Origin of the sequence: Hyalangium ruber, from assembly GCF_034259325.1 — a bacterium.
GTDB classification, from domain to species: Bacteria; Myxococcota; Myxococcia; order Myxococcales; family Myxococcaceae; genus Hyalangium_A; species Hyalangium_A rubrum.
Genome location: NZ_JAXIVS010000018.1, coordinates 52,386 through 65,281, shown reverse-complemented (window position 1 = coordinate 65,281; position 12,896 = coordinate 52,386). Strand labels below are relative to the sequence as shown.

Sequence of the window (12,896 nt, the reverse complement as noted above, 5' to 3'; positions counted from 1 at the left end):
CTTCACGGGGCGCTGAGCGCGCTCAGGATGTCGTCTCGCATCTTCTTGCGGATGCTGAACAGGCCCGTGTTCGGGAAGGGCACGCCGGTCCGCGTCTCGGAGGCGAGCACCGGATAGAACGGGTCGGCGCGGAGCTTCGGCGCCTCATACGCATCGAGCGTGGCGGGCAGCAGATAGCGGGGCACACGCGTGGCCGCCGGCGCGTCTTCGCTCATGACGATCCACTCGAAGGTGCTCGGCTGGCTCATGTACGTGACGAACTCGAGCGCCGCCTGTTCGCAGCCGCCCGTGCAGCCAGCGCCCAGGAAGTAGGAGTCGGTGAACAGGATGGGGTTGCTGCCTTCTCCCAGCGGCGCCGAGGAGATCTGGATGGCGGACGCGCTGACACCCGCTGGCAGGGCGCGGAGGATGGCGTGCAGGCGCTCGGAGTAGCCCATGGTGGAGTCGGCCCGCCCCTCGGCGAAGAGCTTCGCGGGCAGGTCGAAGTTCTCCTCCAGGTCATACGTCCCATCGATGCAGGGGTTCTGGCCGCTGGACTCGCAGGTGCGCGCGTAGCGCCGCAGGGAGTCGAGCACCGTCGCGTCATAGCTGTCGGCCGTCACGGCGGAGCGCAGGCCATTCTCGCCGCGGGTGTCCACCCAGGCGTCCAGGTACAGCGAGGGCAGGTTCCAACTGCCGAGCATGTTGGTGGCGGTGTCGGGGGCCGGCGTGCCCAGGTTCGCCAGGGCCTGAACGAGCGCGCTGGTGGTGCGCGCCTGCCGCACGCTCGCGTCGCGGGACATGATGAAGTGGTTGCACAGCCAGTGGGGCACGCCATAGAGGACCTGCTCCGTGGGGTGCGTGGACGCGGAGAGCGCCGCCGGGTGCCAGGCGATGCCTTCGGGCAACCGGGGCCACGGGCGGACAGCACCCAGGGCCACCAGATCGCCGAGGATGGCGGTGTCCGTCTCGATGACGTCGTAGCCGCACGGGTTCTCGCCCTTCAGGGAGCGGGCGAGCTGCTCCGGCTCGTAGAAGTCATCGGTGACGCACGCCGGGTTGGGGACCAGGTCGATGTTCGGGTGGCTGGCCTCGAAGTCGGCCTCGATGCGAGCCACCAACGACTGGAACTTGTCCCCCGCAGCGTCGGGGATCCACGGGTAGAGCGGGACGCGCAGGGTGACCTTCTCACCTCCCGAGGGCGTTTCTTCCCCCGGTCCACAGCCCCACAGCAGGGCCGCGCCCAGAATGCCAAGCCACCGGATGTTCCTTCGCATCGCGCCACCTCGTGAACGGTTCACACCGCCCAGGGTAGCGCCCCTGTCACGCTCTTGCGCTCCCAGAGATGGACCGGTCGCTCAGCCGCGGATGGTGCCGGGGCGCAGCAGCGTCTCCACGCCCCCGCTCACCTGCGAGCCGGTGAAGAACTTCTCGGCCACCGCGCGAGTGTCCTTCAGCCGGGAGGCCAGCTGGGTGTACGTGAAGGTCAACCCCACCCCGCTGCGAACCAGGTAGAACTGCAGCTGCGAGACGAGCGCACCCTCCACATTGAAGGTGCATTCGCGCAGCACGCCGTCCTTGCCGCCGAAGTTGGCCGCCTTCTCCTCCACCAGGTTGAAGCCGGGGGCCACCTTGCGTATCGCCGGCAACAACCGCGCGGCGAACTGCTGCGACGTCTCCTCGGCCAGCGCGGGCTCCACGGAGACAACGAGGCTGGAGCGGAAGCCAGCCTCCTCCGGGCCCATGGCCACCACCTGACTGGCGTCGAACCACCCCTCGGGCAGGGGAATCGTCAGGGGGCCGTGTCGAATCGTCGTGGGGTTTGCCATGGGCCGCGCAGTCTACCCTCGACTGGCTCAGATCTGCTGCGCGGCGATGTCGTGCTCGCTGTCGTCGAACCAGTCGAACAGCTTCGTCACGCCGAACGCCGCCAGGCCGATGGCCAGACCCACCGCCGCGCCCGCCGGGCCACCCCAGGCGCCCGCCGCCGCGCCCACCGCCAGGTAGCCGCCAATCGCCGCGCCCGCGGTGACCGCGCCGCTGGCGATCTGCCAGCCGTTGCCGTTCTGGATGCCCTGGAACACCTCGATGCCGCCGGCCACCACGCCCAGGCCCGCCGCGAACTTGCCGGCCACCTGGCCCGCCACCGACGGGTTGATGCGGCCGCCCGCCGTGCCGACCGCGCCGCCCAGCGTCAGACCGCTGCCGCTGCCCTTCGCCGCGGTGATGAGGGCGTTGGCGCCGCCATAGATGGAGACGCCGCTGCCCACCACCCCCAACGCATCCTTCGCCGCGGCCAGGTAGTTGCCCTGGCTGACGTTGTTGATGAGCGAGCGGCCCGACGAGTAGAGCCCCGCCGCGCCGGCCAGCAGCTGGATGCCGCCCGTGCTGCCACCGGCCAGCCGCTGCGTGGGCGACAGGCTGATGCTGGGCGCCTTCTTCCACTCGGGGACCGGCGTGTTGCTGCGCGCGGGGCCACCGGTCGGATCCGGCGCGCCTGTGGCCACGGAGTTGGCGGTCGTCAGCGCCTGCTTCAGCCGGAACAGGCCGTAGTTGTTGGCGCTCGCGGCCGCCTTCCGCTCGCCCTTGTCGTTGGCCGCCTGCTGCGCCTGGTACGCGGTGTGGATGTCCGTCGCCAGCAGGTTGAAGTCCTGCACCTGCTGCGACAGCGCGTCCATCGTGGTGGCGCCCAGCGAGGCCTGGTCCGCCGGCAGCCCCTGGAGCTGCTCGAGCGTCTCCATCTTCTGCCCGTTGACGGTGAGCTCCTGGCCCTCGGGGGTGATGGACGCCTTGGCCGTGCCCTCGGGGCCCGTCATCGTCTGCGAGGCGCGCACCAGCTGCGGGCCCTGGTCGGTCTGCACCGCCACCTGCTGCTGCTCCAGGGTGCGCTTCTCGCCGTCCTTGGGCTGCTCGGTGGAGGTGGTGTTCTCGGTCACCTCCAGCTCGCCCTGCGCGTTGCGCTGCTCGGTGCGCGCGTACTCGGAGGTGCGCCGCGTGCCAGTCGCATCCGTCTGGTCCGAGCTCGCGGCGGTGATCTGCCCCTTGTCATTGTAGGTGCGCGAGGAGGTGCCGCTGATGCTCACCGGGTCGCCCTCGCCGTCCGGGTTGGGCACCTTGCCCTCGGTCGTCTCGGTGACGGTGTTGCCCTCCACCTTCTTGGTGGTGACGACGGACAGGTCCGTCTGGCCCTCGACGAACGTCTGCGTGGCCAGCTCGTTGGACTTGCTCACCTCGAGCTGCCAGCTCTTGGGCGAGCTGTCGGCGTCCTCGGCCTTGTCGGCGGCGGCGCTCAGGTCCTCGGCGCTCGGCGGCTTGCCATCGGCCGGCGAGTCCACCGCCTTGCTGGTGGTGCCCGTCAGGCGCACGTCGCCCTGCGAGTACGAGGTGCCCGTGGTGACGGTGGCCTTGGCCGGCTTGCCATCCGGGCCCTTGGCGCCCTCGGGCGGGATGTTGGTGGTCTTGATGTCCACCGTGTCGATGGGGCCATCCTCGAAGCGCTCATCCAGCCGGTCGGTGATGCCGTCCTTGTCGTCCTGGCGGCCGAAGGTCTTCTCGGTCTGGGTGATGCCGTTCTGAGCGTCCTGGGTGTAGGAGCTCTGCACCAGGTTGTCGCCGTCCTTGCGCACCGTCGTCTCCGACAGGGAGACATCCGGATCGCGGCTGTTCTTCAGCGAGTCGATGGAGGGCGGCGTCCCGGGGCTGGCCGAGGCGGCCTCCTTCCACTTCGCCTGGGTGACGGTGGTGGGGCCGCTTTCGCCCTCGCTGGACACGATGCTGCGCTGGGCGTTGCCGTCGGGCGTGTACTGGGTGCTGTCCAGGGTGATCTTGTCGCCGTCGCGCTGGGCGGTGGTGCGCTCGAGCACCTTGCCCTGCTCGTCCTTCAGCACGAGGGTGGCCTGGTCCTCCGTCGCGCCGGGCTCGATGGAGACGCCGGGCGGCAAATCCTTGGGATTCGTGCCGGCCAGCTTGAACACCTCGTCGGCCTGCGTGCGCGCGTCGGTGTCGGCCTGCTTCGTCACGTCCTCGACGTTGGTGCGATCCTCGGCCACCGTCTGCAGGTCCACCTCGGCGCGCAGCGCCTCGTCCCCCGCGTTCTGAGCGGCCTTCTCCTTGAACTCCGGGCTCAGGTTGGTGATGGCGTCGGCGGACTCGTAGCGGTTCGCCTCCCGCAGCTGGCTGGCCATCTCCGCGCCCAGCGCCACCGACTTGGGGTCACTCGCGTTGGTCTTGAGCCCGTCCAGCACGCGCTGGCGCGCCATCATGCCCCCCACATCGAGGAGGCTGCCGGAGCCCACGTCGTTGAGCTGACGCGCCAGGTCCTCGGTCGCCTGGGGGCCCGCCAGCTCCGCGCTGCCCGCCAGGCTCTTCACGATGGCGTTGGCGTCCGTGGGGCTCAGGTCCAACTTCTCCAGCGAGGAGACGATCTGCTGGCGCGACTCGGCGGTCTGGGTCTGCAGCGCCTCGCGGTAGGCCGGATCCGTGTTCGCCTTGAGCTGGCGCTCCAGCTCCGCGGCGCCCTCGCGCGGGCTGCGGGCGGTGGCCTCGGAGACGCGCTGGGCATCGGCGCGCGCGGCCTCCTGCGGGGTGACGACGGAGGTCTCTCCGCCCAGCAGCTTCTTCTGCGCCGCGGCATCCAGGCTGCCCGCGTCGTAGATATCCCGGACCTCATTGGCCTCACGGAAGGGCTCGGGCTCGCCGGCCTTCTTGGCGGCGGTGTTGGCCGCCTTCTGCGCCTCGATGGCGGCGTTGCCCTTGGCGACCGCGTCCTTCTTCGAGGCGTCGGCGGTGGTGCGAGCGTCCTGGGCGGCCTTCTGGGTCTTGTCCGCCTCGGCCTTGGCCTGGTCGAACTTGGCCTGCGCGTCGTTCACCTTCTGCTTGAGCTCACCCAGGCGCTCCACGTCTCCCGGGCGAGGGCCCCGCTCGTCGACCTGCTGGCCCTTGGACTCGTACGCGCTCTTGGCCGCGTCCAGCTCCTGCTGGGCGGTGGTCTTCTTCTCCTGGGCGGTCTTGTTGGCGCCCTGGGCCTGGTCCGCGGTCTTCCCATCCTCGCGAGCCTTGACCTGGGCGGAGGAGGCCTCCTGGCGCTTGGCCTCGGCGTCGGCCTTGGCCTTGGCGGCGGCCTCCGCGGCGGCCTTGGCTTCCGCTGCGGCCTTGGCCTTGGCTGCCTCGGCGGCTGCGCGTGCGCGCTCCGCGGCAATCTCCGCCGCGCGTTGTGCCGCGGCGGCGTCGGACGAGTTTGAGCCTACAGGGGTGGGGGCCATGGGGGACTCCAGCGGAATTAGGACAATTCAGATTTCGAGAAATTATCGCCGGAGTTCGCCCCGAGTTCCCTCCCCCCACCGAGATTCCCTAGGGATCACAAATGCCTACACATCACAGTGAGCTTTCTCGCTCGGGGACCGCCCGGCCTGGCATCTACTGGCACGGCCCACCTATGAACCTCCGACTCCTCGCTGGACTCCTCTGCCTCGTCGCCACGCTCGCGGGATGCAATGACGGCACCCCCCACGAGCCCGACGTTCCCGACGCTCCGAGCGCGAAGCCCGGAGACGTGGCCTTCCTCTGGGCGTTCTCCGGCGCCGCCTCGGGCCGGTGCGCGGACGTGCCGGACGTGACGAAGGTGCGCATCTCCATCCCCGGCCAGACGCTTCCCAACGGGGGCGTACAGGCCTGCAACTCCGAGGGTGTGGACGGCTTCACTCTGCGCAACATCGCGCCGGGCCTCTACACCTATACCGTCGAGGCGCTCGGCTCCTCGGACGAGGTCCTCTACTCGGGCACGGGCTCGTTCACGGTGGATGGGAACACGGTGGTGAGTTCACAGCTCTCCCCGGTCAGCCGTCCGCCCAGCCCTGGGGATGTGTCGTTCCGCTGGTCCTTCGTTTCGCCGCCGCTCCGGTGCGTGAGCATGCCGGACGTGAGGAGCGTGCGCATCCGCATTCCCGACCACGTGCTCCCCAACGACGGCCTCTTTCCGTGCAGCACCTCGGGACTGGACGGCACGACCTTGCTGGACTTCGCTCCCGGTGCGTACAGCTACACCGTCGAGGCGCTCGGCGCCTCGGGCGAGGCCCTCTATCGCGGCACCGGCTCCTTCACGGTGGACGGAGACACGCAGGTGAACGTCTCGCTCGAGCGGATTCCGCCGCCTCCCCCGGTCCCTGGGGACGTGACCTTCCTCTGGTCGTTCCCCGGCTCACCCCGCACCTGGTGCGCGGACGTGCCAGACGTGGTGGGGGTGCGCATCACCATCCCCGGCGAGAACCTCCCCAATGGAGGCTCCTTCCCGTGTACGAACCAGGGCGTGGACGGCATCGCCGTGCATGACTTCGCCCCCGGTCATTATGAGTACACCCTCGAGGCCGTGAACGCCTCGAACTCGGTCCTCTACTCGGGCAAGGGCGCCTTCACGGTGAACGGGGACACGCTGGTGAAGGTCGCCTTGATCAGCGGCCAGAGTTCCTTCGCCTACGTCTCCTGGACCCTTTCGAACGGCCCCTCGACTCCGAACCCCACCTGCGCCGAGGCGGGCGTGAGCTCGGTGGTGGTCCTCATCGACGGGTGGCTCGATTTGCGGTTCAACTGCGCGGAGGGCGCTGACGGCAACCGGGTGACCACGTTCCCCCTGTCGCCAGGGCAGCACGGCGTCGAGCTCAGCGGGCTGAACAGGACCGACCAGCTCCTCTTCTCTGCCCGCGGCACGCTGGAGACCCGCGCGGAGAGCCCCGTTGCCGTCTCGTACACGCTGCGGCGCCTGATCACCATCGATTCCCAGGCCAGGTAGGACGAGCCACCTCGCCGCGGGCGTGTGTCCCATTTCATTCGGAAATCGCAGGGGACCGATGATTTTTGGAGGCTCGTGGGGTCAATAGACGCGATGACCTTCTCGTTCGGAGACACCATGACCCTGCTGCGCTGGAATTTCTCGTTCTTCGTCCTCGTGCTCGTTGCCCTGGGGACGCCGGCCTTCGCTCAGCCCAAGCAGAAGGCGCCCGGTAACTACGCGAAAATCAACGGACTCGAGCTCTACTACGAGACTCACGGCAAGGGCCGGCCCCTGGTCCTCCTCCACGGAGGGCTCGGGTCGACGTCCATGTTCGGCGACAACCTCAAGACACTCGCGAAGCACCGCAAGGTCATCGCGGTGGACCTGCAGGGGCACGGGCGGACGGCCGACATCGACCGGCCGCTCAGTGTCGAGCTGATGGCGGATGACATCGCGGCCCTCATCCAGCACCTCAAGCTGGGGCGTGTCGACGTGTTCGGCTACTCCCTGGGCGGTGGCGTCGCGCTGCAGGTGGGCGCTCGTCATCCGGACGTCGTGAACAAGCTGGTCATCGTCTCCGCGGTGTTTCGCCGCAACGCCTACTACCCGGAGATCCTCGCCCAGCAGGGGCAGGTCAATGAGGGGGCCGTCGAGATGATGAAGCAGACGCCCATGTACCAGGGCTACGTCGCCATCGCGCCCCGTCCCGAGGACTTCCCCAGGCTCCTGAAGAAGATCGGGGAGGCCATGAAGCAGGACTTCGACTTCTCGAAGCAGATCTCGTCGCTTCAGGCGCCCACGCTGGTCATGGCCGCGGATGCGGACCTGTTCCCCCCCTCGCACGCCGTGGAGTTCTTCGGACTGCTCGGCGGCGGCAAGAAGGACGGTGGCTGGGACGGCTCGGGGCGGCCGAAGTCTCGGCTCGCCATTCTGCCGGGGCTGACGCACTACAACATCTTCGCGGATCCGCTCATGGTGTCCGTCGCCCTGCCGTTCCTGCAGGAAGGCACCTAAGGCTCCCAGGGGTACGCCTCCCTGGACGCGGGAAGAGCAGGGGCCCCATCATTCCTCGGCGAACCTCGACTCACCGAGGGAGGGCGTGATGCGTACGGAAGAGACGACACCGGCAGCCGAGCCGGTTGGCCCCTTGAGCGGACCGCTCAAAATTCCTCTCGTGGGCCGGCCGCTGCGGCTGGCCGGCTTCTTCAGTGACCCCGTGCGCTCCTTGCTGCGCATCCGTGAGCGCTACGGGAAGCTCTCGGCCATTCAGCAGGGGGACGCGCGCATGGTGTTCGCCTTCTCCCCCGAACTCAATCGCGAGGTGCTCGCCAGCACGGACCGCTTCTGCGTGCGCTCCCTCGCGGAGAACGCACCGAAGACCTCGGCGCTCTACCGCTTGCGCACGCACCTGCTCGGGCTGAACGGCGATGACCACCGCAAGGCGCGGCGCCTGGTCAGCAGTGCCTTCACCCGCCCCCGCGTCGAGGCCTACCGGGAGGACATGGCGGCGCTGGCGGACAAGCTGTTCGAGCGCTGGCGCCTGGGCGAGGTGATTGACGTCGAGCGGGAGATGCAGCAACTGGCGCTGTGGGTGGTGAGTCACACGGTCTACGGCGTGTCACCCACCGACGCGAACCTGGGCCTGGGACTGCGCATCAAGCAGATCGTCCAGGGGCTGTTCTCGCCCGTGGCGATGTTGCTGCCCCATGACCTCCCTGGCTCGCCGTACCGGACGCTCCTGCGCAGGGCGGAGGCTGTGGAGCAGGAGTTGCTCGCCCTCATCGCGAAGAAGCGCACCCAGCCGGGCGAGCACCGCGATGCGCTGGCCGCGCTCGTCCATGCGCGCGGCGAGGACGGCGCGCCCTTCACGGACGAGGAGCTGGCGGGGCACACGTTCCTGCTCTTCTTCGGCGGTTACGACACCACGGCCAACGCGCTGGGCTGGACGCTGCTGCTGCTCGCGCTGCATCCTCGCGTGCTGCATGACGTGCAGGACGAGCTGACGGTGCTCCAGGGGGCGCCCCCGACGCACGAGCAGCTCGCCGCGCTGCCGCTGCTCGACGCCGTCGTGAAGGAGAGCCTGCGGCTGCTGTCCCCGGTGGCCTTCACCGCGCGCAGCGCCGCTCGGGGGGCGACGCTGGGAGGCCACGCGATACCGGAGCGTGCCGACGTCTTCATCAGCCCGCTCGCCACGCATCGGCTCCCGGAGTTCTACGAGCACCCGAACCGCTTCCTGCCCGAGCGGTGGCTGAAGGGCGAGCCCCCCTCACCCTGGGCATACCTGCCCTTCGGTGCTGGGCCACACGTGTGCGTGGGGGCGAGCCTCGCCGCGTTGGAGATCCGCATCACCCTGGCGATGCTGCTCCAGCGCTTCACGCTGCTGCCGCCCGACGGGGCGCGCATCGACCATCAGGTGCAGGCAACGCTGTCGACGAAGGCGGGCATGCCGATGCGCGTGCTGGCCAGGCAGCGCGTGGCGAGCCCTCCGCGCATCGAGGGAGACATCCGCGAGCTGTTCGAGGCTCCGGTCGGCACCTGACCCACGTGCCAGGGACAGGGCAGGGCAGGGCAATCTCCTCAGCGCTGAAGCCATGCCTCCATCGCTCCGAGGGCGCGCGAGGACCACTCCGCCAGCTCCCTCCACTCCGCGGGCGGCGCCCCCCACCACTCGAACGAGACGGTCTGCGTCGGGAGCCGATACGCGAGGCCGAGCCGCTCCCGGGCACCTCCCGAGGGAATCTCCCTCCCTGGAAGCAGAGGCAGCACCTTCAGCGCGGTGGCCTCCTGGAGGAGCGAGTTCCAGGACTCCACGGGGAACCGCGCTTCGAAGAGGCTGAGCAGGGGAGGGAGCGCGGCCGGGGCCCGAGGCCCGGCGATCCGCGCGTACTCCGCCGGCCGATCCCACGACACCTTGCGGACGAGGAGCACGGAAGAGTCGATGGCGCTGGAGCGGCGAGAGATCGACCAGGCTCGCCACGGCCCCGCTTCCTCGTAGTGCCAGAGCCTCATGAGCGTGGCGAAGCCCGAGGGCAGTGGCGTCGCGTGGAGCTCCGGTGCTTCCAGGGCCTCCAGGGCCTGCCGGGTCAGCTCGGGTGGCAAGGCGGAGGCATCGGCTCCATCGGCGGTCGGCATGGCATCGGTCCCTGGGACGGCTGTCGGAAGCAGGTTCTCCCTTGGAGGCTCGCAGGTCAAATGTGTGCGCTCAGGCTTGCTAAGATGTGGCCCCGGAGGCGCTGATGGCCTGGTGGAACCCTTTCCAGAAGTCCCGCGAGCAGACCGCGAGCGGGAGCGCTTCCCCTCCGCGCCCTGCCTCGAAGGACCTGGAAGCACGTCTGCTCCGTGAGCGGACCATCCTCCTCGGCACACCCATCAACGATGAAGTGGCCCAGCGCGTCGTTGCCCAGTTGCTCTTTCTGGAGAGCGAGAACCCCACCGAGGGCATCCGCCTCTACCTCAACTCCCCCGGCGGCGAGGTGACGGCGGCGCTCGCCATCTGCGACACGCTGGAGTTGGTGAAGCCGGCCGTGTCCACCGTGTGCGTTGGCCAGTGCTCTGGAATCGCCGCGCTCCTCTTTGCCCTCGGGGAGCGGGGGCAGCGCGTCGCCTTGACCCACAGCCACTTCATGCTCACACCCCTGACGGGCGGTGGGAGGCCAGGGGATGCGTCGGCCATGATGCGGATGCGCAAGGTCTTTTCCGAGCGGCTGGCGCACGCCACGGGCCAGACCGTGGCGCAGATCCAGTTGGACTGTGACGCTCAGCGGCGCTTGAGCGCCAGCGAGGCGAAGCACTACGGGCTGGTGGATCAGATCCTGGATAAGACGCAGCTCTGATGCCGTCTCGAGGTTCGCGAAGACCTACTGCTGGAGCTTCACTTCCTCGTAGTCGTCGGGGTTCAGGCCGAGCCGACGCAAGGTATCGAGCTCCATGCGCATATCGCCGCCGACGTACGTGCGGTTCTGCTTGTGCATGAAGTAGCGCTGATAGCTGTTGTCCACCTGGAACGTCTTGCCGTTCGCGCCGACCACCGTGTTCTCCTCATTGATGTAGTTGAGGAAGTTCCGGTGCTGGGCGTCGCCGGAGGCCATGCGGTCGTAATAGCTCTTCATGCTGGCGTCGCCCTGCGCCCAGATGGCTTGCATGCGCTGCTGGTGGCGCTGGGCGCTCTGCTGGATCGCCGCCATGTTCTGTTGATGCTGGGCGGTCATCTGCCGACCGAAGTCCTGGATCTGCGCCATGCGCTCTTGATGCTTTCGATTCTGCTCGGCCTGCCAATCAGGGTTCATCTGATGGGTGCGGCCCATGGCTTCGATCATCGGGAGGTACTGCTTCGGGTCGCCCGAGGTGGCAATCCCCGTGACCGTGGCCATCCAGAACGGCCCGCTGTCGGTCGAGGTGCCGATGAGCAGCGCGTTCATGGGCTTGCCGCCGTCCGTGTAGCGGAAGGAGATATTCACGACGGTCGGCTCCATCCGGAGCCCCACGTCGGCGAACTTCTTCCGAAGCTTCTGCTCTGCCTGGGCATCCGCCTCGGTCGAGACGAGCTTGAAGTCTGGCAGCTTGCCGAACTTCCGCTTCACGTAGTCGGGGAAGTAGTTCGTGGCGGGGACGAACGGCTCGATCTTCATCCGGGGATGGACCCGCGCCATGTCGTAGTGGACTGGCGTCGCCGCGGCCGGATTCCAGTACTGGGGGATGCTGGGGTCGCCGCTGTAGAGCAGGACGCTCCCGTCCGGGCTGACCGAGGTGGTCACCATGCTGTGGATGTCGAAGACCCGGGCCGAGTAGGTCCGGTTGTGCCAGCCCTTCGGCATTCCCAGCGTGTAGGCGTTCTCGACCGGGTCGCGCACCGTCACGAGGTCGGTCGTCGGAGGCGTGCTTTGCGTCGCGGCCTTCTGGGCTGGCTTCTTCGGCTCGGTGCTCCCAACGGCGGCGGCCTCATTGGGTTTGGCGCAAGCAACCGTCAGGGCGAGGGCGAGGAAGGCGAGGCTGCGAATCGAACTCATGGCATGGACTCCTTGCACCACCGCCATACTAGAGAGCGCGCTGGAGGCGCCAGTCTGGGAAGTGCAGCTCCAAGCCAGGCCCCGATGGATCCCCGCTCAACAGCACCCAGGTCATCCCGGGGTCGCGTGGGGCACCGTCTCATCCCATGGACGGTGAGGCTCCGCGCCGAGACTCCCACGGGAGTGAGGACCGCAAGTGGCTGGATTCACGAGGGCTTCGCTTTGGCCCGGGTCCTGCTTTGCCTCGGCTCGGCCACAGTCCCGTGGCGGACCGGGAGCAATCCATGACGGAGATGAACGGAAACGAAGCGGTGTCCCTCCTGACGATCGAGCATGCGCGCGAGCTTCTGCAGCACCACGTCGCGCGGCTCAACGCCGAGCAGTACCAGATCGGCCGCATCATCAGCGAGGTGGTGGACAGGCGGCTGGCGGGGGTGGGCTCCTATGAGAGCGCGATGAGGCAACTCGGCTCGGCGGTCAGGGCCCTCTCGGAGGGTGAGCTGGGCCGGGCTCAAGCGGCGGCCCGGCGGTTCTCGGAGGCGGTTGTCTTGAAGTACGGCACGCGGCGGCTGGGCGTGCTGGTGCGGTACGGGCAGAAACTCCGGCGGCAATGGGAAGGTGCGGCGCTGGACCAGTTGCTCATGCGGGTGCCCGGCGAGGACGGTTACCCGCGAGAGAAGCCGTTCCCTGAATGCACTCCGGAGGAAGTAGGAAGAGCGGTTGCGCGAGATTCGATGAAGGCGGCCGGTATCGTTCCTCGCCTGGACGCGTACTGCGTCCACTTGCTGCGAGAGGGAATCCGCAAGCGCTTCGCCGAGGATTCTCCCGCCAGCATCAAGGCCTTCCTGAGAGAGGGAAGGACGCACGTCACCATCAAGAATGTCTCCGTGACGGAGCTGAAGATGCTGGCGCACGCCATCCTCGACAGCACCTTGCCGCTGGATCAGGCGATGTACCGGGAGACACTGCCACGCCGTGAGCCTTCTGATGCGCTCCGGCCTCTTACGAGACCGTGGAGCGCTTCCGGGGGCGAGCTGCTCGGCTCTCCATGACCGAAGATTGAGGGGGGCAGGGCGCCTGTTCGTGGGGCCATTCCGTGGCCCCCCGCTGGCGTGACGGAGAGTCCCTCCTGGGCACGCCTGGGC

10 protein-coding genes are annotated in these 12,896 nt (G+C 68.5%); 5 read left to right on the top strand and 5 right to left on the bottom strand.

The window, feature by feature from the left end; genetic code table 11:
• Window positions 1-2: 2 nt before the first annotated feature.
• The 3 genes from SYV04_RS37605 to SYV04_RS37595 all read right to left on the bottom strand — a co-directional run bounded on the left by SYV04_RS37605 (window position 3) and on the right by SYV04_RS37595 (window position 5,240).
• Window positions 3-1,256: a type 2 periplasmic-binding domain-containing protein gene (locus SYV04_RS37605; protein WP_321550878.1), complete on the bottom strand. Its 1,254-nt coding sequence runs from the start codon at window positions 1,254-1,256 to the stop codon at window positions 3-5.
• Window positions 1,257-1,337: 81 nt separating this feature from the next.
• On the bottom strand, window positions 1,338-1,808 hold the full coding sequence (locus tag SYV04_RS37600; RefSeq protein WP_321550877.1) for a DcrB-related protein: 471 nt from the start codon (window positions 1,806-1,808) through the stop codon (window positions 1,338-1,340).
• Between the two features lie 27 nt (window positions 1,809-1,835).
• The gene (locus tag SYV04_RS37595; protein ID WP_321550876.1) at window positions 1,836-5,240 is read right to left on the bottom strand and encodes a hypothetical protein; all 3,405 of its coding nucleotides are present in this window, start codon (window positions 5,238-5,240) and stop codon (window positions 1,836-1,838) included.
• Between the two features lie 173 nt (window positions 5,241-5,413).
• Here SYV04_RS37595 and SYV04_RS37590 point away from each other — a divergent pair, with 173 nt between their 5' ends.
• The 3 genes from SYV04_RS37590 to SYV04_RS37580 all read left to right on the top strand — a co-directional run bounded on the left by SYV04_RS37590 (window position 5,414) and on the right by SYV04_RS37580 (window position 9,284).
• Window positions 5,414-6,763, top strand: a complete 1,350-nt coding sequence (locus SYV04_RS37590; protein ID WP_321550875.1) for a hypothetical protein — start codon at window positions 5,414-5,416, stop codon at window positions 6,761-6,763.
• Between the two features lie 93 nt (window positions 6,764-6,856).
• The gene (locus tag SYV04_RS37585; protein WP_321550874.1) at window positions 6,857-7,759 is read left to right on the top strand and encodes an alpha/beta fold hydrolase; all 903 of its coding nucleotides are present in this window, start codon (window positions 6,857-6,859) and stop codon (window positions 7,757-7,759) included.
• Window positions 7,760-7,847: 88 nt separating this feature from the next.
• A complete protein-coding gene (locus tag SYV04_RS37580; RefSeq protein ID WP_321550873.1) occupies window positions 7,848-9,284 on the top strand; it encodes a cytochrome P450 in 1,437 nt (478 codons plus the stop codon).
• 38 nt (window positions 9,285-9,322) lie between these two features.
• On the opposite strand, the gene SYV04_RS37575 is transcribed toward SYV04_RS37580, so the two are convergent.
• Window positions 9,323-9,877 carry a hypothetical protein gene (locus SYV04_RS37575; protein WP_321550872.1) on the bottom strand — a complete coding sequence of 185 codons (555 nt, stop codon included), beginning with the start codon at window positions 9,875-9,877 and terminating at the stop codon, window positions 9,323-9,325.
• 104 nt (window positions 9,878-9,981) lie between these two features.
• On the opposite strand from SYV04_RS37575, the gene SYV04_RS37570 reads away from it, so the two are divergent.
• Window positions 9,982-10,578: a ClpP family protease gene (locus tag SYV04_RS37570; protein WP_321550871.1), complete on the top strand. Its 597-nt coding sequence runs from the start codon at window positions 9,982-9,984 to the stop codon at window positions 10,576-10,578.
• Window positions 10,579-10,602: 24 nt separating this feature from the next.
• Here SYV04_RS37570 and SYV04_RS37565 read toward each other — a convergent pair whose 3' ends face one another.
• Window positions 10,603-11,751 carry a spectrin repeat-containing protein gene (locus SYV04_RS37565; RefSeq protein ID WP_321550870.1) on the bottom strand — a complete coding sequence of 383 codons (1,149 nt, stop codon included), beginning with the start codon at window positions 11,749-11,751 and terminating at the stop codon, window positions 10,603-10,605.
• Between the two features lie 284 nt (window positions 11,752-12,035).
• Between SYV04_RS37565 and SYV04_RS37560 the strand changes: the two genes are divergently transcribed.
• Window positions 12,036-12,803: a hypothetical protein gene (locus SYV04_RS37560; RefSeq protein ID WP_321550869.1), complete on the top strand. Its 768-nt coding sequence runs from the start codon at window positions 12,036-12,038 to the stop codon at window positions 12,801-12,803.
• Window positions 12,804-12,896 lie beyond the last annotated feature (93 nt).